The following is a 26,426-nucleotide window of genomic DNA, read 5'->3' as shown; positions in this document are numbered from 1 at the left end:
GACAAGAAAATGAGTTTTTTTCAAGATATGTTATCAATATTCAAAAAGAGAGAGTTATTATTTTTAGAAAGCTACAAAGAATCAGAAGGTGTATATACCTTTCTATTTGAAAAAGAGAAAGATTTAAACTGGAAAGCAGGGCAACATGGTTTGTTTAATATTACTCATAAGTCTATAAAAAACGCTACACGTCCATTCACTTTGGCGTCTGCTCCAAATGAGAATGTTGTTAAAATAACAATAGGCATTAGTGATGATCCAAGTGACTTTAAGAAAGCGATGTTAGAACTAAAACAGGGGATGAAAGTTAGTATGAGTGGGCCAGTAGGGTCATTTTATTTAGAGGATAACAGTCCTTCAATTCTAATTGCAGGTGGAATGGGAATTACACCATTTCGATCGATAGTAAAGCAAATAGAAGCGGAAGGAAATGGCATTGAGGAGCCAATACATCTTCTTTATTTGGATAGCAAAAAGTCATACATATATAAAGATGAACTAGATGAAATTGCTAACAATACTTCAATAAGTGTAACTTACCTCGATTCAAGGGATGACTTACATCAAGAGATAGACAGGTTAACCACTTTATATAAGAACAATAGTAAGTACTATGTAGCAGGACCGAAGTCAATGGTAAATTCTATTTCTATTTACTTAAGAAATCACAGTATTGCAAAACGAAATATCAAAAAGGATGTCTTAATTGGGTATTAGTTAATACTAATGGATAGTATACTACTCCTAATTCTTTTAGATCCTATTCTATAGCGAATGTTCAGTAGACAGAAACCCAATCTGAGGAGGAAAGCTGAACACCCTCTGCTCTTAATTAAAAGAGCAGAGTTTTTTTTTATAGTTGTTATTGCAAAAATTGGTAATGACAATGTTGAATAATAATTAACTAAAATAAATATCCAAAAATTACTTTGACAGATAGAGTACTTAGTGATACGATTACTCTATCAGAAAGAGTAATGATGTTTAAGGAAGTGGCAATGAAATGAGAAGTGATATAATTCGTGGACATTTGGATTCGATTATTTTGCGTTTAGTTATGGAACAGGATAGGTATGGTTACGAAATTTCTAAGGAAATTAGCTATCGAACAGATAATCGTTTTCAAATTAAGGAAGCAACGTTATATGCTGTTTTTCAAAGGCTTGAAAAAAATGGATTAATTGAGTCATATTTTGGAAGTGTTTCTAAAGGTGGGAAAAGGAAGTATTACACAATTACAACACTTGGAAAAGCATTTTTAAAAGAAACGGTGGAAGAATGGAAGGTCACAAAGGAGATTATTGATTTATTTATGGAGGGATTAAATTGAAGCAATTAAGAGACCATGTTAACGAGTTATTTAAAGATGTACCGGAGAGTGAACAAAGAAATGCAATTATGCAAGAGGTCTTGCAAAATTTAGAAGAAAAAGTATGGGATATAATGGAGCAAGGAAAAGAGGAAGAAGATGCAATTAATAAAGCAATTGTTGAGTTTGGTGATATTGAAGATCTAAGAAAGGAATTAGGCGTTAATCAATCATCTAATGCTAAAAAGAAACGTACCACAAAACTAAACTTAGGGTTTTCCATATGGGGAAGTATACTGATCATTTCATTATTTACTTTTATCAATTTCTATTATACGCCGAATGTTATTTGGTTTGTTTATCCAGTATTCGCAGTATTATGGTGGCCGTTGACGATGTACTTCAATTGGAAGCGAATAAAATAGGAGGGAACTAAATGAAGAAATATGATGTTGGTTTTGTTGTGGCAGGTAGTTTGATGACTATTGTTTTTTTAATAACAATAAACTTCATAACTAGTTCTAAATATATTTGGTCCGTATATCCTTCCATTGCATTGTTATTGTTTCCTATTGGTTTTTATTTAATGAAGAAAAAGGAATACACTTTATTTTCCATTCTAAGTAGTCTGGGGATCAGTATATACCTAATTGTAGAGAACTTTATGAGTACGCCGGGGTATCCGTGGTTTCTATATGCAGTTGCGCCACTTGCTATATATCCAATCCTTGTAATTTTGGGGAAGCGGGCACAAACAATGCCAGTGGCAATAATAGGAAGCGGTAGTATTATTATATATTATTTAGTCTTAAATCTATTTCTTTCTCCCCAGTACCCATGGGTGATATTCCCTGCTTTTGCAGTGTTATGGTGGCCATTAACAATTTATCATGTGAAAAGAAAGGCATATGTTAGATTTTCTATATACGCCTCCATATTTATTAGTGTGTTTTTTATCAGTGTAAATGCAATTTCTTCACCACATGAGATCTGGGCAATATACCCAATCTTTGTAGTTCTTTGGTGGCCACTAAGTATGTATTTCTTTGTCCATAAGAGACAACTAGAATTATATTCCGAAACTGCACAGAAGAATATATCCCACAAATCATACGAATTAAAAAACTACAGTTAATTACAAATGGCGTCACACCGACTTTATAGTAGATTTTCATCAAATACGCCAATGGAGAATCGGGAACATACAAATGTATGCTTTCTCGGTTTTTTTTGTATAAAAACAGATCCAGTTATCTAGAGAGATAAGTACTAACAAAATAATGAATAAACACAGGATAAATATAGCCTTCGAGAAACCTATGGAGCTATTGACAAGGAAATAAAACAGGAGTAGATTATAACATATTAACTCGTACATAATCAGAAACTATATAATCACAGAATCAAAGATTGAGCCGTGGAACTATTTGCGATAGTTTACTTAATCTTTTGGTTGTATTTTGCTAAGTAAGAAGTGATATTCACGGTCTCTAATTTTGCAACCAACAACGCAAGCATTTTAAGAGGAAGGTCTAGGTTTATCTAAGGACAATATTATGCGAGATATTTTTATTTTAAACAGACATTAGTATTGAAGGAGAAATACCTTATGATAGAAAGATTAAAAAATTATAACTTAAGTCCTGCACAGATTATCGTGTTATTTTATGTGATTGCTGTAATAATATCTGTTTGCTTACTTAGTTTACCTATCACAGTAAATCCAGGTGTTAATTGGAGCTTTTTGGATGTTTTATTTACCGCAGTAAGTGCAATAAGTGTTACAGGTCTAACAGTTGTATCAACCGCAGATACTTTTAGTACACCAGGGGTCTTTATTTTACTATTCATCCTTCAGTTTGGCGGAATTGGAATTATGACTTTGGGTACTTTTTTTTGGCTAATAATTGGAAAGAAAATTGGTTTAAAGGAGAGGCGTTTAATACGTACAGATCAAAACCAATCTAATTTATCTGGTTTAGTTAATCTAATGAAACATATATTGATAATAATCCTTGCGATAGAGCTTGTAGGGACAATAATATTAGGTACCTACTTTCACTTTCTTGATTATTTTCCAACCTGGCAAGAATCGTTTATACAAGGTTTATTTGCTTCTGTCAGTGCTACAACAAATGCAGGTTTCGATATTACGGGTAGTTCGCTTGAACCGTTTGCCAAAGATTACTTCGTGCAAATTGTTAACGTGATTTTATTAACACTTGGAGCAATTGGTTTTCCAGTTCTTGTGGAATTAAAGGATTTTATCAAAAATAAAAATAAATTCGGTACTCATTTTAGTTTATATACGAAATTAACAACAGTAACTTTCTTTTCACTAATGATTTTCGGAACTATTGTTATACTACTTTTCGAAGCCAATCATTTTTTTGCGGATAAAAGCTGGCATGAGTCGTTTTTCTATGCATTTTTCCAATCATCAACTACAAGAAACGGTGGTTTAGCTACAATGGATGTTAGTCTGTTTTCCACCTCAACATTATTAGCATTATGTTTTTTAATGTTTATCGGTGCGTCTCCAAGTTCTGTTGGAGGTGGGATTCGGACAACGACATTTGCAGTTATACTACTACTTATCATGTCATTTGCCAAAGGTCAAAAGAATATTAAAGTATTTAGACGAGAAATACATGAAGACGATATTAGAAAGTCTGTCGTTGTAAGTTTCCTAGCAGTGGTCATTTGTTTTAGTGCAATAGTAATTCTAACAAAAACCGAACCATTTTCCTTAATGGAAATTATGTTTGAGGTAAGCTCTGCGTTTGGTACTACTGGCTTATCAATGGGAATAACTCCTGAATTAAGCTCTATTGGAAAGACAGTTATTATTGCATTAATGTTCATCGGAAGAATAGGAATTCTTTCTTTTATCTTTATATTCCATCATGAAAAAACAGCTGTTAATTACCACTATCCGAAAGAGAAATTAATTGTTGGATAAAGAGTTAGGTGAATAGACGTAAAATTCACCTTGACAAAGATCGAGACATAAGCTATATTATTTCATAATATAAATCGGTTAAAAATTCGTTGACGAGAACGAGTATGTACGGGTCCTGATTCACAGAGAGTTGGCGCTTTGGTGAAAGCCAATGTTCAGTTCGTACAGAAAATCCTCTCCGAGAAGGAAAGCTGAACTTGTTTTAAGTTTTCCCGGGAATCCGCCGTTACAAGGATCGCGTATGATGGTACGTTGATTGAGTGCTAGCTAATTGCAAGAATAAAGCGATTGCTAGAATCAGGGTGGTAACACGGGTGAGAACTCGTCCCTATTATAGGGGCGAGTTTTTGTGTTTTTTGGCAAATAAGAAAGTTTAAGGTTTCTTATGCTGGATAAGTGCAACTAAGGCTAGTGCCATAAGCTTGGCAATAGCCAAGTTGTCTAAAAGAAATAAAGGAGTGAGAACATGAAAAGGGTTAATAGTAGCGAGTCCACCTTACAACGAGAAAATCGTATCAAGGAATTATGGGAAAAAGAACACACTTTTAAAAAATCGATTTCAAACCGAGAAGGTAACGAAACGTTTGTGTTTTATGAAGGTCCACCAACGGCAAATGGATTGCCTCATGCTGGTCATGTTTTAGGACGGGTTATTAAGGATTTTATTGGTCGTTATAAAACGATGCAAGGATACCAAGTGATTCGCAAAGCTGGGTGGGATACACATGGTCTACCAGTTGAACTCGGTGTAGAGAAGAAAATTGGCATTTCGGGAAAAAAGGAAATCGAAGCGTATGGTGTCGAGAAATTTATTGAGGAATGTAAGGCAAGTGTCTTTGATTATGAAAGAGAATGGAGAGTTTTTACAGAGGTAATTGGGTATTGGGTAGATATGGATGATCCATATATAACCCTTCAGAATAACTATATCGAAAGTGTTTGGTATATTTTGGCTAAGATTCATGAAAAGGATCTTTTATACCGGGGACATCGTGTGACACCGTACTGTCCGAGCTGTCAAACATCATTAAGCTCTCATGAGGTAGCTCAGGGATATAAGGATGTAAAAGATTTATCTGTTACTGCTAAGTTCAAAGTAGAAGGGGCAGTAAATGAATTTTTCCTTGGTTGGACAACAACACCGTGGACACTTCCTGCAAATGTTGCACTTGCTGTTCATAGTGATTTGGATTATGTGAAAGTAAAGTATCAGGGTGAATATTATATTGTTGCAGAAAATTTAGTGGATCAAGTGATGTCTGATCAATACGAAATAATTAGTAACCATAAAGGGAGTGAGTTTGTCGGTTTATCTTATCAACCGCCTTTTGATTTGCTACATTTAGAAAAAGGACATGAAGTGATTGCGGCTGATTTTGTAACTGATAAGAGTGGTACAGGAATCGTTCACTTGGCACCAGCGCATGGTGAAGATGACTACCATGCAATTCAAACAAGTGGACTTGATTTTGTTAATGTTGTTGATCAGGCTGGTTGCTATACCACAGAAATTACGCCATTAGCTGGCGAGTTTGCGAAAGACTCTGATGTAAAAATCATTAAGATGCTAGCTGATAGCGGATTGCTATTTGCTAAAGAAAAATATGAGCATAGTTATCCCCATTGCTGGCGTTGCGATTCACCACTCATTTACTATGCGATGGAGGGGTGGTTTATTAAAACAACGGAAATAAAAGACGTCATCATGCAAAATAACGAGACGATTACTTGGCACCCAGAACATATGAAGAACGGTCGTTTTGGGAAATTCCTAGAAAACATGGTTGATTGGAATATCGGTCGTAATCGCTATTGGGGTACACCGCTTAATGTGTGGATTTGCAGCACGTGTGATCATCAATATGCACCAAAAAGTATCCAGGATTTAAAGGATCATGCAATTGATTCAGTACCCGATAACGTAGAGCTTCATAAACCATATGTGGACAAAGTAATACTTAGCTGTTCTTCTTGCCAAGGAGAAATGAAACGTACGAACGAAGTCATAGATGTATGGTTTGATAGTGGTTCCATGCCTTTTGCACAGTATCATTATCCATTTGAAAATCAGGAAGTCTTTCATAAGCAATTTCCTGCTGATGTTGTTGTGGAAGGTGTGGATCAGACGCGAGGGTGGTTCTATAGCTTATTAACGGTAGCTTCATTATTTACTGGAAAATCATCCTATAAACGAGTATTGTCGCTTGGACATATTCTCGATGAAGATGGAAGGAAAATGTCGAAGAGTAAGGGAAATGTAATTAACCCAATGGATTTAGTGGAAGCGTATGGTGCAGACGCCCTTCGTTGGTCTCTACTCGTAGATAGTGCACCTTGGAATAACAAAAGATTCTCTGCAAAAATTGTAAGTCAAGCAAAATCAAAGCTAGTAGACACATTAACAAATATTCATTCTTTTTATACGATGTATGCAGAAATTGATCAGTTTGACGTTACCTACCATGGCAAAGGGAAACGCTCCCTGTTAGATAGATGGATAGTATCGCGGCTCAATACTGTCACGAAAAAGGTTACGGAACACTTGGAGGAATACGCATTTAATCCTGCAGCCAGAGAGCTAGCTGATTTTGTTGAAGAGGTTAGTAATTGGTATATACGAAGATCTAGAGATCGTTTTTGGAGCGAGGGGATGAACGCTGATAAATTAGCTGCTTACCATACACTAGATGAAGTGCTTGTGACAACAAGTAAACTATTAGCCCCATTTACACCATTTATAGCAGAGGATATTCACTTGAATTTAACCGGTGATAGTGTTCATTTAGCAGACTTCCCACAAGCAGATGAAATGATTATTGATGAAAAGCTGGAACTGGAAATGGCGGGAGTTTTACAGGTTGTTGAGCTAGCAAGGCATACTCGAAATGTATCAAATATCAAAACAAAACAGCCACTATCTACTTTGACAGTCGTTGGAGAAAAAACGGATCGATTAAAAAAATACAGCTATATTATGGAAGATGAGATAAATGTTAAACAGGTTGAATACCGAGAAAATGAAGATCACATCGTGAACTATGAAATGAAGCTGAACTTTCCAACGGCAGGACCGAAATTAGGAAAATATGTGGGTGAAGCACAAAAGGCTTTGCAAAAAATAGCTGCTACCGATTCGAAGCGAGTAATTGAACAGGGCTATTTTGAATTTGAATCACAGTCACAAGAATTGTTACGAGTTGATTTGGAGGACCTACAAGTAACGAAAACAACCAGTGAAGGAATGGAAATGGCTTCAAATGATCAGTTTACCGTTCTCTTAAATACAGAAGTCACGGAGGATTTGAGAAAAGAGGGAATAGCTCGGGAACTGATTCGTGCCGTTCAAGTATATCGTAAAGAGTTAAATTTGCCTGTGGAACAACGTGTTTCTTTAACGTTTGATGTAAGTGATCGCATGTATGAAGTAATAAATGACTATCAGTTGATTATAAATAATAATCTATTAACCAAAAAAATCTCCTTTAACACGAAGGAGAATATGAAATATGTATCGATTGAAGGGGAAGAGGTAGGTATTCATATTGGTGCATAATGGGTAAAGACACACAGTACCATTCTTACTGTGTGTCTTTTGTTCATATGTACAGATATAGTGTAACCGTAATATTCTAGAATCCCACTGCTTTAATTGTGAGGTTTGCCAGTGTAACTTTCGTTTGGATATAGCTCCCCTTCGTGAATACTCCCATTGGCATACTCCGTTCGAATGTAGATTGAGTTGATATTTTCTTTGGTTTCATTTAACTCCAGTAGCCAATATCTTTCATCAGGGAATCCATAATCAACTTCGTCTAATTCGATTTCCTCACCAGGCTTATCTTCATAATATATTTTAGCTATTACTTTTTCTGTACGAAAGAAAGAGAAGAGTGGCTTATTTTCAGATAGCTCAATTCGAATAGAATTCAGTTCTCCATTCGATTCACGACCCATTCCGTCACTAATTATAGTAAGAGGTGCAGGGCGATAAATATGTGAAGGGATTTCTTTAGGTTCATCCGTTCTACTAATTTCTCCATCACTAACCACTTGGTACACATACTCTTTTTGTGGAGATAATTGTAAGGAAGCACGGTAATTTAGACCTTCCGTATGGTTTGCTGGTGCTTCTTTCCAATCGGACTTCTCTATCTCTTTATAAAGCACGTGTACCGTATTCCCCTCTCCCACTTCTTTTAAGGAGATTGTCAGTGATAGGTGGATTTCCTCAGGTGTAGAGTTTGCTTCAATTGGCTTGAATACTTCGTTTAGAATCCATTGTTCGCTTTCGTTGAGTTCAGATATTCGCTGGGAAATATGGTTTATGTCCGTTTTCATTCCGTATAATTCATTTTGTAATAGATTATTCTGTCTCTCGATTGTATTAATTTGATTTAACATAATAATAAATGAGATTGCAGATATACTCATCACTACTATTAGGGAACCCAATAGCATGTTCGATTTTTTTCTCAATTGTATTCGCCCCTCTTGATTATCTACTTCTATATTAGCAGAAAATATAACTTCCTTTAAATATTAAAAATAAAAGGAAGTAATTTTACGGTTGCAACGTAACAATCTTTTTCTAATGATATAATAATTAGTAACATGAAACGAAAGAGTGTATAAAATGGCTATTTTTATCGGGAAAAGTGATTTAATAAACTCCTTGAATGTGTGTGAACGACTGGAAGACCAAAAGGAGATTGAAGCAGAAATTGAGGTCGGAAATCAGCTTCAACGCATGTTGCCAGATGATACATATGTGGTAGCACAACCGAAAATAGGAGAGGTGCAACCGGACTTTTTAGTCATCTCGCCAACTTATGGGTTTCGTATTATTGAAGTGAAGAACATACGAATTACAGATATGGAGAATGTCTTTTCAAATGGTATTCTTCAAACGAAATATGGAAATAAGAATCCATTTGCACAAGTTAAATCTTATGCTGTGTCATGGAAGAATTATTTGTTATCAAATCATAGAGATCTAGGGTTAGATGATCCTTTTCGGTATACCGGATATGCTGTTATCCATAAAGGGTTTTCTAAATTAGAATTTGAACATAAATTTGGGGGTCAAATCAGTGCATGGGCTCCCGGTGATGCAGATAACTACTACAAGTATCATTTCTGCTTTGATGAAATTGGTAATGATTTTAACGATATACTAGCAGGAGCTACAAGGTTTAAAAGTTATGCATTGAAGAATTTTCACATTCACGAGATTATCGATCATCTTATAGTAGCCTCTTATAAAAAGGATGAGGACAGTAATATTGGGAATTCAGATGAACAGTTGCAAAAGGTAAATCGTGTAGTTGACGAAGTTTTACAACCGAAAGAAGCGTTACAGGCGGATACGGATAGTCACCAGCCACGAAAAAAGCGGAAAAAATTATTAGTGATTGTTCCCATCTTAATTGTATTCCTGACGATTATTGTGTTTTCCTTCGCCAATCTACTTGAGAAAGATAAAGTAATAGATGTTGGTTCTATGGAGGGGTTAAGTAGAATTATAAGCGGAGAAGATCATACAGAAGAATATGTTGAGGTTTCTGCTACTGTGAATAGCTTTTATTATGATGCTGAAAGTGAAACAAAAATTATGACGCTATCCGATGGCTCGGATCAAATGGAAGCTGTGATTGCCAAAAATGTAGATGTTCCAAAGATTGAAGAGGGACAAATTTATACATTTAGGGGGTATATCCAACTTTCTGAGGATGAAAGTAGAATGGAATTAAAAATAACCGGTGTAGAACAAGATGAATAATAAGTAACACAAGTGTAAAACGCTGATGACTAAAACCTCATCAGCGTTTTATACATATTTAGGAGTTATTATATGTCTGACCAATCTCTTTTTCGGCAATAACTTCATTAGCAGCCTCTAACTTTTTATGTTCCGCCACAGAATCTCCTGTCATTTTATTCATTGAATCCAGCGGGTAGTTCTCTTTTAATCCACCACGCATGCTGATTTCTCCATCTTGATTTGCTTGTGTGGGCATTTCGAATTGCGCTTTTTTATCTTTATTTTTCACATTACTCACCTCAACAAATAGCTTGTGTTGTAACGTTTTTTTTATGTGGATTGATTAGCTTTAGTATTAATTAATACCATTAATACGGTACTGCGGTATTCTTTAATATAACCAGTAGCAATTCGCTCATAAAATAAAATATTCGCTCAGAACCAGCAGCAATTCGCTCATAAATCGAAATATTCGCTCAGAACCAGCAACGATTCGCTCACAAAATGAAATATTCGCTCACAAGCAACAATTCAACGAGATTCAAGGTTGGATGAAATTCACGAAAACAACCAACCCAAAAGAAAAATCCAAACTAATTCGAATTCTAATTGAAGAATTTTGAATTATAGTTCGGATGGATTTTTTTGACTAAAACATATTTTTGTCCCAGCCTTTGTATAAAATTAATGCCTACAGGTTTAATAGATGTTGAAAATGAAGGTAGGTTTTAATCCTCTCTTGAACGGAAATATTGGAAACAAAATCCCATCCCATACCTTTCAAAAAGTCTTCATATTTATCTTTTATTTCCAGTTGTTGCAATGCCATTTGTATATGTGCTTTCTTTACTTTGGGATCTTTCATCATTAAAGCGGAATGAAAGTTAGTATTTGACATGTTTTTGGCTGTATTGTGTGCTTCTAATGCTATCCATTTATTCAAATCAGTTCCTGCAGAGCCTTCCTTTTCTACATATTGCTTCTTGCTATCCGTGCTTAGAGGTGGAAGTTCAATATCTTGATGGTAATCTGGATGTATAAAAGCTAACATTATCCATACATGTGTACGCATTATATTCTCTTGTAAGTGAATAATATCCCTCAAATCGTTATTTGTTACCATGCCTTGATAGGACTTTAGTTTGTGGATTCCACCTTCATGAGCATTTAAATGTTCAATCATTAGTCCATGGTCGATTGCCGGTAAATCAGCCATAAGTACACCTCACATTTGTATAGGTTAAATCACTATATTATATGAAAGAAAAGGTAGTTGTTGATTGAAGTTGAAGCTGTCTTTATATCAATTCAAATTGAATTATTCTAGAGTCATTCGGTTGAGTGGTGCTCAGGATGATACTGATCTTGTAAATCAACGTTTTTGAATACCGGACCTAATTGATTTAACAGAATAAACATCATACCAAACAAGATAATCGTTAGTAATGGATGTGAATAAAAAGGTGACGGTTTTTTATTCGCTTCTTGATCAATGACATTAAAGAGAATGAATATTGTGGAAAGAAGAAGAAAGAACATTAGATGAACAATGGAGTCCTGAAAACTAGGTTGTATCATTGCTCCGAGCATTGCTCCCATCATTCCTCCCATCAGTCCTGATAGCATGCCATCTAGCGCTGCGATCGTGCTTATTGGAATACCTGTTATAAAACCGACTGCTAAGCCTGTAGCTATTCCGATAACCGTGGCAATAAAGAAGTTATCTGTTATCCAAATCCCAACAATAACACCAATGGTTAAACCAATCATCATACCCATGGACATGGCGACGATCATACCTAGCATATTTGTAAACTTATTCCTATAGTTAAAAACCCTATATATCATAAGTATGCAAAGTGAACTGACTGTAATAAGGATAAAAAGAAGAGTTATCTGCATTTGTTTTCTCCCTTCTGTCTTGTCCGACATAGTTAACTATATGTGCTCTGTAAATGTAATTATTCTTATATTTGCTAAATTTACTTGAACCTATGTTACAGGATAATAACAATATTAAGTGTTTCTATCATTTTTTTAACCATTACATTTTCATGCCAAAAAAGTTTTACAATGTATATAAAACTATCTAACTATCAATTCGATTATTAAAGCAGGTGATAACGTGAAGAAACAAATAACACTTATAGCAACGTTGATATTAATGGGAATATATCCTTTTCAAGTTTATGGAATGTCAAATATTTCTCCTCCAAACATTCTTAGCGAAGCAGCAATCGTTATCGATGCAAAATCGGGTGATGTTATTTATGAGAAAAATAAAAGTGTGAAAATGTATCCGGCCAGTTTGACAAAGATCGCTACGGCAATCTATGCCATTGAAAACGGTAACTTGGATGATGTGGTAACGGTAAGTGAAAATGCAAGGAATACGGAAGGTACGAGTGTGTATTTAGAAGAAGGAGAAAAAGTTACTCTTAAGAAGCTTTTACAAGGATTGTTAATTAATTCAGGTAATGATGCAGGGGTAGCAATTGCAGAACACTTGAGTGGAAGTGTGAAAGACTTCTCAGATGATATAAATGAGTATTTGCAAAAAGAAGTTGGTGTACATAACACGAATTTTAAAAACCCTCATGGTCTTTTTGAACCGAGTCATGTAACAACAGCCGAGGGTTTAGCCAAAATTACCCAATATGCTTTTAAAAATAAGTTGTTTAGAGAAATATTTGCAACAGAAAAATTAGAATGGGAAGGCGAATCGTGGGACACAACACTAATTACACATCACAAATTAATGAGAGAAATACCTTATGAAGGAATTACGGGAGGAAAGACGGGATATACAGGTCAATCTGGGTACACTTTAGCAACGACAGCGGAAAGAGAAAATACAAGCCTAATTGTGATTACCCTGAAAAATAATTTAGATATAGAAGCATATACAGATACTATCGAATTATTAGATTATGGATTTGAACATTTTCAAACTTCATTTGTTTCTGCTGGTAAAACGTTTCGTGTTGAAGGTGAGGAATATTTGCTGCCGAAGAATCTTTTCTATACACATGAAGTAGAAGAAAAAGTCATCGAGGAAGTAGGTGAGGATGGAACATTGCAGCTTGTAAATCAGGAAGATGGAGATGTTATTAAAAGCATTACATTACAAAAAATATCCAAACAACGTAACATAGAAGAAGTAACGTTGATGAAAAAGCAGGTAGATAAATCGAAAGAAAAGAGAATGACTTTATTTGAAAGTTACTTTACTGAAATGATCTCTTTATTTATCTTACTAGTACTAGTAGCATCAGGAGGAATATATTACTTTCTAAAAAATAAAAAGATGTTTTGAATCAAATAAAATATGGCGTACGGTGTAACATAAGAAAGTGGGATTCTAACAATAGGTTAGAATCCCACTTTTTATCTACAGTAAAACCCCCAAATGACGGTGTATAATTTTATTTGAGTTTTTATAATTGACAAATATACAGTAGGGGGGTATAGTATAATTATAAAAATAAAGGAAGTGATGAATTTGGATAAATTCCTTCATGATCACCCAACGACACCGCGAACAAAAGATGAAAAGCAAGCGGTTGTTAATCGACTAAAGCGTATTGAAGGGCAAGTGCGTGGAATTCAAAAAATGGTGGAAGAAGACCGCTATTGTGTTGATATCTTGGTACAAGTAAGTGCGATCAATGCTGCGTTAAAAAAAGTAGGTTTTTCCGTAGCGGAACGTCATATTAAACATTGCGTTAGTGATGCTGTGAAGTCTGGCGAAGGAAATGAAACAATTGAGGAATTAATGGAAGTAATGAAGCAATTCTCCAAGTAGGGGGGTATTAAGATGAGTGAAAAAAAGCATGTTACCGTTGGTGTAACAGGAATGACGTGTGCAGCTTGTTCCAATCGAGTTGAAAAAATACTCAATAAAATGGATGGTGTAGAAGCTCAAGTTAACTTAACAACGGAAAAAGCTAGTATAGATTATGATCCAGGTACAGCTACAGTAGAAGAGATCGCATCTAAAATTCAAAAGCTAGGCTATGGTGTGCAAACCGAGAAAGTTGAATTTGATGTATTGGGAATGACGTGTGCAGCGTGTTCTACTCGTATTGAGAAAGTGCTAAATAAGCAAGAAGGAGTTAAAGTCGCAAACGTAAACTTAGCGACAGAAAGTGCATCTATTGAGTATAATCCCGGATTAATAGAAGAGTTGGATTTGATTGGGAAAATTCAAAAGCTAGGTTATGATGCCAAAAGGAAGGCAGAAGAACAAGAGAAACAAACACAAAAAGAGAAACACTTGAAGCAAATGAAAGTAAAGCTAGCCGTCTCAACTGTATTAACTGCTCCATTACTCATTACGATGCTAGTTCATTTATTTGGAATTTATATACCGCATATATTCATGAATCCATGGTTTCAATTTGCGTTAGCAACACCAGTCCAATTTATTATAGGTTGGCAGTTTTATGTAGGTGCCTATAAAAACTTGCGTAATGGCGGTGCAAATATGGATGTGCTAGTAGCATTAGGAACTAGTGCAGCTTACTTTTATAGTTTATATGAGGGGTTACTAACGATTGGTAATCCTAGCCATGTGCCACATCTATATTACGAAACAAGTGCGATTATCATAACGTTAATCTTATTTGGAAAGTATTTGGAAACAAGTGCGAAAAGTAAAACTACACTAGCTATTTCTAAGTTACTCAATCTACAAGCGAAACAAGCACGAGTAATTAAAGATGGTGAAGAGATGATGATCCCGGTAGAAGATGTATCTGTTGGTGATCACATCGTAGTAAAACCAGGAGAAAAGATACCAGTAGACGGTATCGTCTTAAAGGGGAGAACTTCTGTAGACGAATCCATGATTACTGGGGAATCTATTCCGATTGAGAAGGATTTTGAATCGACAGTTATTGGTTCAACTTTAAATAAAAATGGAACGATTGAAATGGAAGCAACCAAGGTTGGGAAAGATACGGCATTAGCTTCCATTATTAAAGTAGTAGAGGATGCTCAAGGATCAAAGGCTCCGATCCAACGGTTAGCAGATGTAATTTCAGGATATTTCGTACCGATTGTAGTCGGTATCGCAATATTTACGTTTATTGTTTGGATCGTATTTGTTACACCAGGTAATATGGAACCAGCATTAATTGCTGCTATTGCGGTACTTGTAATTGCGTGTCCATGTGCATTAGGGTTAGCTACTCCGACTTCCATTATGGTTGGGACAGGGAAAGCTGCTGAAAATGGTATCTTGTTTAAAGGTGGCGAGCATTTAGAACGCACCCACCAATTGGATGCAGTAATTTTAGATAAAACTGGTACTATTACAAAGGGAAAACCGGAAGTAACGAATTTTACTGGTGATGATCAGACATTGAAGCTGTTGGCTAGTGCGGAAAAAGGATCAGAACACCCACTAGCAGAAGCGATTGTTGCCTATGCTACGGAAAAAGAAGTGGGATTAGTAGAAACAGAAGAATTTTCTGCAATACCTGGGCATGGTATTCAAGCAACAATTTCAGGTGAAAAAGTGCTTGTTGGTACTAGAAAATTAATGAATGATAATAATATTGATGTAAGTCATGTTGAGAACGAGTTATTGGAGTATGAAACAAATGGTAAAACCGCAATGCTAATCGCTGTTAATGAAGAGTACCGCGGTATTGTAGCAGTAGCCGATATGATCAAAGAAACAGCAGTAGAAGCAATTGGTCAATTAAAAGAGTTAGGGTTAGAAGTTATTATGCTAACTGGGGATAATAAACGAACAGCCCAAGCAATCGCCAAACAAGTAGGGATCGACAACGTAATTGCTCAAGTTTTGCCAGAAGAAAAAGCAAATAAAGTAAAAGAAGTCCAATTACAAGGTAAGAAAGTTGCTATGGTTGGTGATGGTATCAATGATGCACCAGCTCTTGCTATTTCAGATATTGGGATTGCCATTGGAACTGGTACAGAAGTAGCTATTGAAGCCGCTGATGTAACACTACTTGGCGGAGAGTTATTGCTTATTCCAAAAGCAATTAAGTTAAGTAAAGCTACCATAAAAAATATTCGTCAAAACCTTTTCTGGGCATTTGCTTATAACAGTGCAGGAATCCCAATTGCTGCTATCGGATTATTAGCACCATGGGTAGCGGGTGCAGCGATGGCATTTAGCTCGGTAAGTGTTGTTTCTAACTCCCTTCGATTGAAGCGAGTTAAAATATAAAAAAGGAAACAAGAAAGGGGAAATATAGGATGCAAACAACTTTAGATGTAAGAGGAATGACTTGTGGCCACTGCAAAATGTCAGTGGAAGGTGCACTAAATGAACTTGAAGGAGTTTCAAGTGTAGAAGTAGATTTAGGTACAGGAAAAGTGCAAGTCACACATGATGAATCAAAAGTAACTCTACAACAACTACAAGAAGCCGTAGAAGACCAAGGCTACGACGTAGCATAAAAAGAGAACCGGGGGTGCCTGTCACCACCCGGTTTTTGTCGTGGTCTAGGAAATTATTAAATTTAATGCCTGTGGATACTTCTTGGCAGGAACAGCCACGTCCAGCGCCCAGCGACTAGCGCAACTTCCCTCACCTTCGTACGATAACAGTTCGACATAGTCGAACATCCTTAAACTGTAAGATTAAAGGAAGGCCGACTAAAATCGGGCTTTGCGCCCAACGTCGGCATACCCCTATGAAGGGGCATGTTTCCTTTATCTCCTACGGGGACTGTTCAATTAAAACCGCCACTTTGCGTGGCAACATTGAACCACCAGCGTTACGCTGGCGCAGTTCGTACGTCGCTACGACGCACAGGACGTGGCGTTTTTAGCCTGTAAGGGCGCTTGCGCTTTTGTTCTTTTTTGTCGAGCATATTATGTATTTCTTTCTTTTAATATATCTTGAATAATTTCGATGTGGAAGACTGCCCAAGCTTTTTCTCTAAAATGGAGTATTAAGCTAATGGTTAGTATCGTTACATAAATCAAGCTAAAAATCACCCAGTTAATACTTCCCTTTTTAAAAAGGTAGTCCTGTAATGGACTAGAAAACAGAAAAAGAAGCCATGGAATAGCTGTTGCGTAAATGGGAATAATGCCCGAACCATTTTTTTCCTTTACCATTCGATAGTAAATTAATTTTAAAGTTCCGTTATCAAGTGTTTGATAATAGTTTTGAATTTCTTCGGTTTCCTTCATATAGCCAATGTCGCTTATCTTGCCAGGTGATTTTTTTAATTGACGATAAATTTTGTGAGCATCACCACGAAATGAAAACATATAAAACATCCTTTATGTTGATAAAACATTAAGATCCGTAATAGTAGTCATTTGGTAATTCAGCCAAAAAAATACCCTTATAGGAATATTCCTTAAAGGTATTTTTATACAATCATGATATGGATTTGTTGGCTGGTATATTTCTGGCCAGTTGATTTACTGCTTGTTCTCCGACTTCTTCCCATTTTGTTTTATTGCGAATTTGACCATCTTTATCTAGAGGTTCTTGAAACTGATTTATCCCTGTTGCTGCAAGTAGAGAGTTTTCCCCTTGATCCAATCCAATATGTACAACATGTTTGATAACGAATGGCTTCTTAAACTCGAGTATTGCATCTGGTCGGTCTAACTGACCTTTTAACACATGAAATGGTACTCTCACATAAATCGTTTCGCCCCCTTCTCTCCATACGATTGAGTCAAAAAAACCACTATCGTACTCCCAACTTCCACATAACCCAAAGCCGTTGTGTTTTGCAATATTCATCATATCTCCAAAATGGGCTGTTCTTCCTTCAATATCGGTATCTAATTGTATCAAAGTAATCACTCCAATTTGATGTATTTTCTATTATATCTTTTACTAAATATGGAATAAAATACCTCATAATATCTTTTCTTATAGAAAATCCACTATGGGAGCATAGTAAAAGGAAAAGGAGGGTTCTTATCGTGCCATATAAAGGTAAAGATCAATATAAAGTAGTAACAGGAAAATATAAGAACAAAACTGGTGGATTAGAGTTTGGTTATGAATATTCAAGTGGAAATAGAACGAAATCAAGACAATTAGCAAAACAAGAGAATAACAAAAGGAAATAGAACGAAATCAAGACAATTAGCAAAACAAGAGAATAACAAAACAGATGAATAATGAAGAGGCGGGAACAAAAGTGTCTTAGTTAAAGAAAAATCCGTACTATGATTCAAAATTCTAAGGTGAGAATTCGAGTTAGTTGGATTTTTCTTTGGCATGTTTTCGTAAACTTGGTTGCTAATCATTGTATAGAATGCGAAGTAACGTAAAAAGATCGGTTGCTTCAGAATAATATGCATTCGGTCGTTCATAGCGGTGATGAAGGCCCGAATGGAGAGAAAAAAGTGCTAAACGGTCGTTCATAGCAATTTCCTATTGTGAAATCGTTCATCATTAGAATGAAAAGTATTAGTTTTGTCCCAGCTCCATTTTTAGGCTGAAAATTAATTTTTTGCTATAAATCTGAATTAATGATATATTTTCATGTGTAATTCCTCAAAAACCACGTGTCATTCTTCTCACGTATCATTCTCCTACCAATAAGCAACTAATCAACAGGAGGTGTGTATGTGGCTAAAAAATTTTTTCAAAATTTCTATTACGGGTGGTTTATTGTATTTATTGCAGCATTAGGTGTATTTTTTTCTGGACCAGGCCAGACATATTCAAACTCGGCTTTCATCGATCAATACATAAATGACTTTGGCTGGTCCCGATCAGAAGTTTCCGGAATATATTCCGTTGCAACCTTAGTAGCGGGACTGATTATGATGTTTGTTGGCAGGTCTATTGATAAATATGGCCAACGGTCGATGATGGTGACGATTGGAACGCTTTTTGGATTAGCTTGCTTTTTTAATAGTATGGTTTCGAACATTTGGATGCTTGCAATTGGTTTTTTTCTTGTCCGCTTGTTGGGGCAAGGGAGTATGAGTCTTATTCCTAACACATTAGTAGCGCAGTGGTTCGTGAAAAAAAGAGGGATAGCATTCAGTATTATGACGATAGGAAGCTTTGCAAGTGCGATGATGTTTCCAATTGTCAATACATGGATGATTGAAACTTGGGATTGGCGCTTTGCTTGGCAGGTCTGGGGTGTTTTACTTTTGGTTGTATTTGTCCCTACAGCACTTTTGGGGGTTCGTAATAAACCAGAAGAAATGGGATTAATTCCAGACGGTTTTGCAGATAGGAATAAGGACCATAATCGACCCGTAATGGGAACAGCACTTAAAGAATCTGACCAAGACTGGACATTAAGCGAAGCTAGAAAGACAAGAGCATTTTGGGCAATTTTGATTTGTGTAGGAATCCCAGCAATGGTGAATACAGGGATTACGTTCCATATCATTTCTATATTTGGAACTAATGACCTTTCTCCCGAGATTGCGGCAACTGTTTTAAGTTTAATGGCAGTTGTGGGGATACCCATGTCTTTTGTTTCAGGTTACATTACCGACAAAATTCAAACCAATTATTTACTAGTAGTTATTTTCGGTATTGAGATTCTACTGTTACTATTATTATTAGTGACAAATAATCTTATTATCGCTATTTTATTTGGTACGCTTTGGGGAATAGCAAATGGGTTAGAGCGAATTGGGTTAAATGTTATTTGGCCGAATTATTTTGGCCGTAAGTATATTGGTAGTATTAATGGAGTAGGAGTTACGATGGGGGTTATCGGATCCTCCTTAGGACCATTACCATTTGGAGTTGGTTATGATATATTTCAAAGTTATACACCAGTGCTCCTTGTCACCTTACTTTTCCCTGTAATAGGTGTAATATGTTCATTACTAGCAACCAAACCAAATAAGGCAAAGCTATCAAGCTAAGAATAAATGAAATTAGGAATGATAATATAACAATAAGCGGTGAATATAATGCTAAAGGATACTGGAGAAAGAGTTATTCCAGATAAAATGAAAATTTTAAATGGGCTTCTGTTGGAACATCTTGCAAGATATCATTTTGCAGCCGAATACGTACACGGTCGGGTGCTAGATTTTGCCAGTGGATCGGGATACGGCACACATATAATTGCAAAATTATGCAAGAGGAAAGTGAATGAGGTTGTCGGGGTCGATTATGATAGAGATGCAATTGACTATGCAAAAAATAAATATTATCATCCTCTATCTTCTTTTGTAGAAGGGGATGTAACGGATCCTGAGCTACCTCAAAAGCTTGGTACGTTTGATTGTATTCTCAGCTTTGAAACAATCGAGCATATACACGAAGAGGAACGATTTTTACATAATATCTATCAATTATTAAATCCTGGAGGCACATTAATTCTCTCTACTCCTTTTGGTGAGGGCAGGGGAAAGCCAAGTGGACAGGAATTTCACGTCCACCAACTAACAGTAGACGAATTTAAAGATTTATTTGGAATTTACCAATCTACTACATTTTATTATCAAAAGGGTGTTTTAATTGAGCCGGAGAGTTCTGCTGAAGGTAGAGCATATCCTTTGGGAATAGCCATTTGTAAAAAACATAAGAATGAACTCGGTGAGCGTTAGCTATGAAGGAATATTATTTTGATAAACTGCTAAACATTCGTACAGCCGGAAAAGGTTCAATGGAAGAGCCCGGGCATTATCATCCCTATGAACCAACACCATACAGTGCGTTGGAAACTTTATTCCAGCAGTATGAAGTTAAGCCGAATGATCACATTGTCGATTTTGGCTGTGGAAAGGGCAGATTAATTTTTTTCATTCATTACTTTTACCATGCTACAGTAACTGGTGTCGATAGGAGTGAATCATTTATTCGGCAGGCGATGGAAAATAGGGAGCGATATGGAAGCAGATTCAAAAATAGTTTGGAAAAAGTGCAGTTTCAATGTTGTTTAGCAGAAAATTATAGAGTGGATTCCCAAGAAAACCGATTTTATTTTTTTAATCCGTTTTCGGTCCAAATATTTATTAGCGTCATAAATAACATAATGAAGTCTGTCGAAGGTCATCCACGTGATGTGGAAGTGATTTTATATTACCCATCAGAGGATTATATCTATTACCTGGTAACGAATACACCCTTTAACCTAAAATGTGAAATCCAACTAACAAACCTATACGAAAAAGACACATCCGAAAGATTTTTAATATATCAATTAACATAAAATGCAAAGAGGGGACTGTCCCCTCTTTGCATGGTTAATCCAACACTTCATCCATTTGTTTATTAAGTTTTTCGATATCTATGTTATCAACTTTATTATTCGTCATGTTATACTGCTGCTTTACTTCTAGAATTCTACGGACACTTTCATTAATTCTTTCTTCGGATATTACGCCCTCTTGAACAGCTTGCTTTATAGCTTGCATAGTATTTACAACTGGGTCATATCCGTGTGCTATTAATACGATATCGCTTCCTGCTCTAATAGATTGAATAGCTGCCTCTTCTACTTCATAATTGCTTTCAATGGCATCCATGGTCATATCATCGGTAATTATTAAACCATCAAAGCTTAGCTGATCTCGTAATAAATCTGTAAGTATTTCTTTCGACAGGGTTGCTGGATATACTGGGTCAACTTCTGGCAATAAAATATGGGCGGTCATGATAATTTCAGCTCCATTATCTATTGCGTTTTTAAATGGAATTAACTCAAGATTTTGTAGTTCCTCCATACTTTTATCAACTATGGGTAATTCCAAATGTGAATCAACGGAAGTATCTCCATGGCCAGGAAAATGTTTAATAACCGGTACAACCTGTTCTGACTGAATTCCTTTCATCGTTTGAATACCAAGCTCACTCACTACGGATGCATTATCTCCATAGGATCGATTATTAATGACGGGATTATTTGGATTACTATTAACGTCAAGTACGGGAGCGAAGTTAAGATTCATGCCAAATTCTTTTACTTGTTTGCCTAATAGAGATCCTATCTTGTAGGACAAGGTGGGATCGTTTATATTACCAATTTCCTCATTTGTTGGAAGATCAGAGATTCCCCCAGGTAATCTGGTGATACGACCACCTTCTTGATCAACACTTAGAAATAATGGAATATCGTTGGCCGAATTTACCTCTACAATGTCGTTGACTAGATTCTTTGTTTGATTTACTGTTACTAAATTATCTGCGTAAAAAATAAGTCCACCTAGTTTATAATCATTTATTAGGCTTTTGGTTTCCTTTGCAATTTCAGTACCAGGTAGCCCAGCAATTATCATTTGACCTATTTTTTCCTCTAAGCTCATCCCTTCTATTGAATTCGCTGGAGTGGATTCGCTTTTTTCCGTAACAACAGAGATATGGTGAACTTCAGGGTTCGGATCATCTGTGGTAGGTTTAGATAAAATCCATTTTAACTGATAGGATCCTCCTAATTGGTAAACAAGAATGATTTGATCCACCTGTTCATCCTTGTAATATAATTTTTCATCTGGCTCTCCTTTTCTTTGGAGAATATCTTCCAAATGTATTTGTTGCAGGTTTTGATCAAAAGAACGTAAATCAAAAACAATATCATTAGCGTAGCCCAACGTTATATTGGATTCTGGATAGTCAATATAAATACCATGGTCTGTTGTGGATGAATTTTCGGGTTCTCCCCATTGGTTCATTACTTCATTGATTTCTGTTATTCCAGCAGTAATCGGTACGTTAGGTATCGTTCCTTCTTTAGCCGATTTGAATAGAACATCAATAATGTCCTGTTCGGATTGACGTATAATGAATTCTTTTTCAAGCAATGACACAATAGACTTTGGTGCATCCTTGGCTAAAATTTTATGTTGAGTTGTTGTGAACGTTTTTCCAATTAAAATAAATCCTATGATAAGAAGAAGACTTAAAAGTATTCCAATAACGCCTATTTTCTTCCTCATAATAAATCTCCTTAAAGTGCGTGTTCAAAAGGAGGATGAAAAGGACTGAGAAGTTTGATGTGTCATTTTCACCAGAATTTTGAACAACTCTTAAATTATTTTGTATTACTAGTATAGACGATATGATTATTTTAATTGTTTCAGAAGTAAGTGTTTCATCTAAAATACTCCATTTTTTAATGAATGACCAAAAAAGCTTGGAGAAAGTATCTCCAAGCCTTAACGTTATTGATTGATTTGATTAAATGCTCCATGCATAACAGGTCCTACATATTGGTTTAGACTCCAACCGTGTGCGATTGCTGCAGTTACAAATTCTTTCGCAGACTCAACCGATTCTTGAACGGATTTACCATTAGCAAGATTTGCTGTAATCGCAGCTGCGAAGGTACATCCTGCGCCATGATTATATGTTGTATTTATTTTCTCCTTTTCTAAAAGGGTAAATTCTTTGCCGTCATAGAATAGGTCGACAGCATATTCGTGTTCTAATGCTTTTCCACCTTTAATAACAACATTCTGTGCCCCAAGCTCGAGAATCTTTTCTGCGGCTTCTTTCATACCTTCTATGGTCTTAATTGGTCCTGTTTGAGCAAGTTGTCCTGCCTCGAAAAGGTTCGGTGTTGTAATAATTGCACGAGGTAGTAAGAATTCTCGCATTGCATCCGTGTTTTCGGGTTGCAATACTTCGTCTTCACCTTTACATACCATTACAGGGTCAAGAACATACTTGTCTAATTTATATTCATCGATTTTTTTTGCTCCAAGTTTAATAATATCTACAGAACCGAGCATTCCTGTCTTCATTGCATCAATACCAACAGATAGTATTGTATTTAATTGTTTTTCAACAATGTGAACATCTATGGGATCCACATTGTGATTCCAAGAATTATCTGGGTCCATCGTTACAATGGAAGTTAATGCAGTCATCCCATAAACACCATGCTCCTGAAACGTCTTTAAATCTGCTTGTATACCGGCTCCACCGCTAGAATCTGATCCAGCCAGGGTTAATGTTTTTTTCAAAGTCATTGATGATACCCCCAAACATTTTTCATGTATTCTTTTATAGAATATACCAAATTACTTATGATTAAAAGAATTAAAACCTTACTTCTTTGATCGGGATTAAAGCAGTAAAGTGGACATTGTTAAGGTCAATGTCTTATACTTAATTTATCTTGAATTCGAGATAATAATGAAAAGGATTGATCGTGATGAGTTCGACTAAAAAATCCATGTCAGATAAAGATGTTTCGATAAAGTTATTTGTCGTCCTAACTCGTGCATTACAATCTGTTGAAAAGCAGGTAATAAAAGACATTAAAAGCCATGGACTTAATCTAACTGAATTCTCTGTTCTGGAATTGTTATACCACAAAGGTGATCAACCAATTCAAAAAATTGGTCAGAAAGTATTGCTTGCTAGCAGCAGTATTACGTATGTTGTGGATAAGTTAGAAGAAAAGGGATTTCTTAGAAGAAGGGCATGTCCGAACGATCGCCGTGTAACGTATGCAGCTATTTCTGATCAAGGGAAAGAGTTAATGGATAACATTTTTCCAAAGCATATGGAAGCAATGCGTGAAATTATGGGTGGATTAAGTCAAAATGAAAAAGAGATTATGATCGATCAACTAAAGAAATTAGGTCACTATGCAGAAAGAATATAGCCTTTTTTTAAAAAAATATCTCTAATTCGTGATATATGATTTCATTATATTTTCACATGGGGAGTTCGCTTCCCGCCAAATATAAATTCATACAACAAGGAGGAAATACTTATATGTTGAAAATAGGTATTGTATTAGGAAGTGTACGTCAAGGAAGAAACGGTGAAGCAGTGTCAAATTGGATCTATGACTTTGCTACAAAACGTAATGATGATGTAGCATACGAGATTGTCGATCTTGCTAATTATCAATTACCAATGCTTGGAGCGGAAGTACCTGCAGCCCAAAAGGAAGAGGCAGAAGCTGCGATTAAAGCATGGTCTGAAAAAATGGCGTCATTTGATGGTTATGTTTTTGTAGTTCCGGAATACAATCATGCTGTTGGTGGAGCTTTCAAAAATGCTACTGACTACTTAAATGCTGAAGTGAATAATAAAGCAGCTGGATTTGTCGGTTACGGTAGCCTAGGTGGTACACGTGCCCATGAAAACTTACGTTTAATCTTAGGAGAATTACAAGTTGCTGATGTCCGTACTGCTGTAACCTTCTCACTTCTAACTGATTTTGAAAACTTTAGTGAGTTTAAGCCTGCTGATTATCATGCAAACAATGCCAACGAAATGCTGGATCAAGTAATTGCTTGGAGCGGTGCATTAAAAACGGTAAGAACAGAAAAAGTAAACGCATAAATTTCAAGATATATATAACCCTCACCTTATGGAATAAGGTGAGGGTTTTGTCTTTAAGAAGAAATATTTTCTTGGAAGTAATAAGATTGGTTTGAGTTTTCCAAGAATCGTTGTAAATCTCCAAAACTATTTTCTGCCTGTTTATATCCTTGTATATATAATCCGTGGAGCTTTTTGCTGTTTTTTTCAACTCTACTAGCTTGTAAAGGTTTTGTTGGACGTATAATAAATGCTTCTCCTCGCTGTTCCATCCCAGCAAGAATTTCAGTTGTTTTATTATAAAGCTGATGACGGGTCTGTAATAACCTTACAAAATTAGGATAATCTTTAAAGACCTTTTTAAATAACCAAGTAAGTCGGGTAGGTTTTTTAATATATCCTTCGTTCCTTGTTAGTACGATTACATGCTTCTGGGATCCACTTTCAATCGAAGGACTAATTGGAATGGCTTCGGAAATTCCACCATCCATTATTTCGGTACCTTCATATGTAATACTCGGAGCGAGAATAGGTAATGAGCATGACGCTCGAATAAGAGTTAATAAATCGGACTTTGATTTATAGTGGCTGTGATAAATTGGTTTACCTGTGTCTAAATCAGTCGTGCCAATTATAAATTTAGTCGAGGAATTTGAAAATGCAGTAAAATCTAGAGATGCAGACTCGTTGGATAGTTTATCAAATATAAAGTCCATGCTAAATAATTCCTTATGCTGAATCAGATTACGAATAGATATGGATTGTTTGTTGTTTCCGATTTCTTGAAGAATTCTGTAGTTTCTTCCACGCTGGCTTGCTACATAGGAGCTCCCGATAAGTGCGGATGATGAAGTAGAAGTAACAAGCTGGAAGTTAATTTCCTTATCATGAAAAAAATCAAGTACACCAGCAGTATATGCCCCCCTCATACCGCCGCCTTCTAAAACAAGGTTTGCATTATATTTCAACATATACACTTCCTTTGTTTCGTGTAACTAGTGTTATGTAATTATAGTCCAACGTTTTAAAATAAACCCACCAGGCTAGAATAACATTCTAGTGAATATTATCTCGGTCTGATGGGTTGTAATTGGTTTATAAAGATGGTAAACTAAATTAGTTATGACTTATGAATCTATTTATAATATAAGTACCCAATTATATTATAACACTTCTGGTT

26 protein-coding genes and 1 other annotated feature are annotated in these 26,426 nt (G+C 35.8%); of the genes, 17 read left to right on the top strand and 9 right to left on the bottom strand.

The genetic code is table 11. The features are described 5' to 3' along the window. The first annotated feature begins 9 nt into the window (after positions 1-9). From ACFSTA_RS03000 to ileS, 6 genes are all read left to right on the top strand, one after another. On the top strand, positions 10-717 hold the full coding sequence (locus ACFSTA_RS03000; protein ID WP_377555075.1) for an FAD-dependent oxidoreductase: 708 nt from the start codon (positions 10-12) through the stop codon (positions 715-717). A gap of 286 nt (positions 718-1,003) precedes the next feature. Further along, positions 1,004-1,330 carry a PadR family transcriptional regulator gene (locus ACFSTA_RS02995; protein ID WP_377555074.1) on the top strand — a complete coding sequence of 109 codons (327 nt, stop codon included), beginning with the start codon at positions 1,004-1,006 and terminating at the stop codon, positions 1,328-1,330. Further along, on the top strand, positions 1,327-1,734 hold the full coding sequence (locus ACFSTA_RS02990) for a permease prefix domain 1-containing protein (RefSeq protein WP_377555073.1): 408 nt from the start codon (positions 1,327-1,329) through the stop codon (positions 1,732-1,734). Before ACFSTA_RS02995 ends, ACFSTA_RS02990 begins: the two co-directional genes overlap by 4 nt. Before the next feature lie 11 nt (positions 1,735-1,745). Further along, positions 1,746-2,444 (top strand): hypothetical protein, encoded by a 699-nt coding sequence (locus ACFSTA_RS02985; protein ID WP_377555072.1) that lies wholly within the window; start codon positions 1,746-1,748, stop codon positions 2,442-2,444. 474 nt (positions 2,445-2,918) lie between these two features. Further along, positions 2,919-4,271: a TrkH family potassium uptake protein gene (locus ACFSTA_RS02980; RefSeq protein ID WP_377555071.1), complete on the top strand. Its 1,353-nt coding sequence runs from the start codon at positions 2,919-2,921 to the stop codon at positions 4,269-4,271. A gap of 80 nt (positions 4,272-4,351) precedes the next feature. Beyond that, positions 4,352-4,604: a binding site (T-box leader), on the top strand. A 133-nt stretch (positions 4,605-4,737) separates the two neighbouring features. Further along, complete coding sequence (ileS, locus tag ACFSTA_RS02975; protein ID WP_377555070.1) at positions 4,738-7,824, top strand: isoleucine--tRNA ligase; 3,087 nt, start codon at positions 4,738-4,740, stop codon at positions 7,822-7,824. A gap of 92 nt (positions 7,825-7,916) precedes the next feature. On the opposite strand, the gene ACFSTA_RS02970 is transcribed toward ileS, so the two are convergent. Further along, entirely contained in the window at positions 7,917-8,747 is an 831-nt protein-coding gene (locus ACFSTA_RS02970) for a hypothetical protein (protein ID WP_377555069.1), read from the bottom strand. Positions 8,748-8,904: 157 nt separating this feature from the next. Here ACFSTA_RS02970 and ACFSTA_RS02965 point away from each other — a divergent pair, with 157 nt between their 5' ends. Next, positions 8,905-10,050 (top strand): nuclease-related domain-containing protein, encoded by a 1,146-nt coding sequence (locus ACFSTA_RS02965; protein WP_377555068.1) that lies wholly within the window; start codon positions 8,905-8,907, stop codon positions 10,048-10,050. A 58-nt stretch (positions 10,051-10,108) separates the two neighbouring features. Here the strand turns inward: ACFSTA_RS02965 and ACFSTA_RS02960 are convergent, their stop codons facing one another. From ACFSTA_RS02960 to ACFSTA_RS02950, 3 genes are all read right to left on the bottom strand, one after another. Beyond that, positions 10,109-10,321, bottom strand: a complete 213-nt coding sequence (locus ACFSTA_RS02960; protein WP_377555067.1) for a hypothetical protein — start codon at positions 10,319-10,321, stop codon at positions 10,109-10,111. A 402-nt stretch (positions 10,322-10,723) separates the two neighbouring features. Beyond that, the gene (locus ACFSTA_RS02955; RefSeq protein WP_377555066.1) at positions 10,724-11,248 is read right to left on the bottom strand and encodes a hypothetical protein; all 525 of its coding nucleotides are present in this window, start codon (positions 11,246-11,248) and stop codon (positions 10,724-10,726) included. A gap of 113 nt (positions 11,249-11,361) precedes the next feature. Next, positions 11,362-11,838, bottom strand: a complete 477-nt coding sequence (locus ACFSTA_RS02950) for a hypothetical protein (protein ID WP_377555065.1) — start codon at positions 11,836-11,838, stop codon at positions 11,362-11,364. 319 nt (positions 11,839-12,157) lie between these two features. On the opposite strand from ACFSTA_RS02950, the gene ACFSTA_RS02945 reads away from it, so the two are divergent. The 4 genes from ACFSTA_RS02945 (at position 12,158) to copZ (ending at position 16,467) form a co-directional block, all read left to right on the top strand. Beyond that, positions 12,158-13,348 carry a D-alanyl-D-alanine carboxypeptidase family protein gene (locus tag ACFSTA_RS02945; RefSeq protein ID WP_377555064.1) on the top strand — a complete coding sequence of 397 codons (1,191 nt, stop codon included), beginning with the start codon at positions 12,158-12,160 and terminating at the stop codon, positions 13,346-13,348. A 186-nt stretch (positions 13,349-13,534) separates the two neighbouring features. Beyond that, positions 13,535-13,837, top strand: coding sequence for a metal-sensing transcriptional repressor (locus ACFSTA_RS02940; RefSeq protein WP_377555063.1), 303 nt, complete (start codon positions 13,535-13,537; stop codon positions 13,835-13,837). A 12-nt stretch (positions 13,838-13,849) separates the two neighbouring features. Further along, positions 13,850-16,234 carry a heavy metal translocating P-type ATPase gene (locus ACFSTA_RS02935; protein ID WP_377555062.1) on the top strand — a complete coding sequence of 795 codons (2,385 nt, stop codon included), beginning with the start codon at positions 13,850-13,852 and terminating at the stop codon, positions 16,232-16,234. 29 nt (positions 16,235-16,263) lie between these two features. Next, on the top strand, positions 16,264-16,467 hold the full coding sequence (gene copZ / locus ACFSTA_RS02930) for a copper chaperone CopZ (protein WP_377555061.1): 204 nt from the start codon (positions 16,264-16,266) through the stop codon (positions 16,465-16,467). Between the two features lie 417 nt (positions 16,468-16,884). Here the strand turns inward: copZ and ACFSTA_RS02925 are convergent, their stop codons facing one another. Next, positions 16,885-17,289, bottom strand: a complete 405-nt coding sequence (locus ACFSTA_RS02925) for a hypothetical protein (protein WP_377555060.1) — start codon at positions 17,287-17,289, stop codon at positions 16,885-16,887. A gap of 112 nt (positions 17,290-17,401) precedes the next feature. Beyond that, positions 17,402-17,839, bottom strand: coding sequence for a YugN family protein (locus tag ACFSTA_RS02920; protein WP_377555059.1), 438 nt, complete (start codon positions 17,837-17,839; stop codon positions 17,402-17,404). Between the two features lie 122 nt (positions 17,840-17,961). Here ACFSTA_RS02920 and ACFSTA_RS02915 point away from each other — a divergent pair, with 122 nt between their 5' ends. The 4 genes from ACFSTA_RS02915 (at position 17,962) to ACFSTA_RS02900 (ending at position 21,179) form a co-directional block, all read left to right on the top strand. After that, positions 17,962-18,111: a hypothetical protein gene (locus ACFSTA_RS02915; RefSeq protein WP_377555058.1), complete on the top strand. Its 150-nt coding sequence runs from the start codon at positions 17,962-17,964 to the stop codon at positions 18,109-18,111. A 504-nt stretch (positions 18,112-18,615) separates the two neighbouring features. Further along, entirely contained in the window at positions 18,616-19,884 is a 1,269-nt protein-coding gene (locus tag ACFSTA_RS02910) for an MFS transporter (protein ID WP_377555057.1), read from the top strand. Between the two features lie 48 nt (positions 19,885-19,932). Continuing rightward, on the top strand, positions 19,933-20,574 hold the full coding sequence (locus tag ACFSTA_RS02905) for a class I SAM-dependent methyltransferase (RefSeq protein ID WP_377555056.1): 642 nt from the start codon (positions 19,933-19,935) through the stop codon (positions 20,572-20,574). 2 nt (positions 20,575-20,576) lie between these two features. Continuing rightward, positions 20,577-21,179: an SAM-dependent methyltransferase gene (locus ACFSTA_RS02900; protein ID WP_377555055.1), complete on the top strand. Its 603-nt coding sequence runs from the start codon at positions 20,577-20,579 to the stop codon at positions 21,177-21,179. 34 nt (positions 21,180-21,213) lie between these two features. Here the strand turns inward: ACFSTA_RS02900 and nagZ are convergent, their stop codons facing one another. Continuing rightward, positions 21,214-22,902, bottom strand: coding sequence for a beta-N-acetylhexosaminidase (gene nagZ / locus ACFSTA_RS02895; RefSeq protein WP_377555054.1), 1,689 nt, complete (start codon positions 22,900-22,902; stop codon positions 21,214-21,216). A 225-nt stretch (positions 22,903-23,127) separates the two neighbouring features. After that, complete coding sequence (pdxK, locus tag ACFSTA_RS02890; protein ID WP_377555053.1) at positions 23,128-23,937, bottom strand: pyridoxine/pyridoxal/pyridoxamine kinase; 810 nt, start codon at positions 23,935-23,937, stop codon at positions 23,128-23,130. A gap of 185 nt (positions 23,938-24,122) precedes the next feature. On the opposite strand from pdxK, the gene ACFSTA_RS02885 reads away from it, so the two are divergent. Both ACFSTA_RS02885 and ACFSTA_RS02880 read left to right on the top strand, forming a co-directional pair. Next, positions 24,123-24,578 carry a MarR family winged helix-turn-helix transcriptional regulator gene (locus tag ACFSTA_RS02885; protein WP_377555052.1) on the top strand — a complete coding sequence of 152 codons (456 nt, stop codon included), beginning with the start codon at positions 24,123-24,125 and terminating at the stop codon, positions 24,576-24,578. 113 nt (positions 24,579-24,691) lie between these two features. After that, entirely contained in the window at positions 24,692-25,267 is a 576-nt protein-coding gene (locus tag ACFSTA_RS02880; protein WP_377555051.1) for an NADPH-dependent FMN reductase, read from the top strand. 53 nt (positions 25,268-25,320) lie between these two features. Here ACFSTA_RS02880 and ACFSTA_RS02875 read toward each other — a convergent pair whose 3' ends face one another. Continuing rightward, on the bottom strand, positions 25,321-26,217 hold the full coding sequence (locus ACFSTA_RS02875) for a patatin-like phospholipase family protein (protein WP_377555050.1): 897 nt from the start codon (positions 26,215-26,217) through the stop codon (positions 25,321-25,323). Positions 26,218-26,426: the final 209 nt, after the last annotated feature.

Source organism: Ornithinibacillus salinisoli, assembly GCF_042684965.1.
Classification (GTDB): Bacteria; Bacillota; Bacilli; order Bacillales; family Amphibacillaceae; genus Ornithinibacillus; species Ornithinibacillus salinisoli.
Note: the sequence above shows the minus strand (reverse complement) of the source record. Positions and strands in the feature narration are given on the sequence as shown.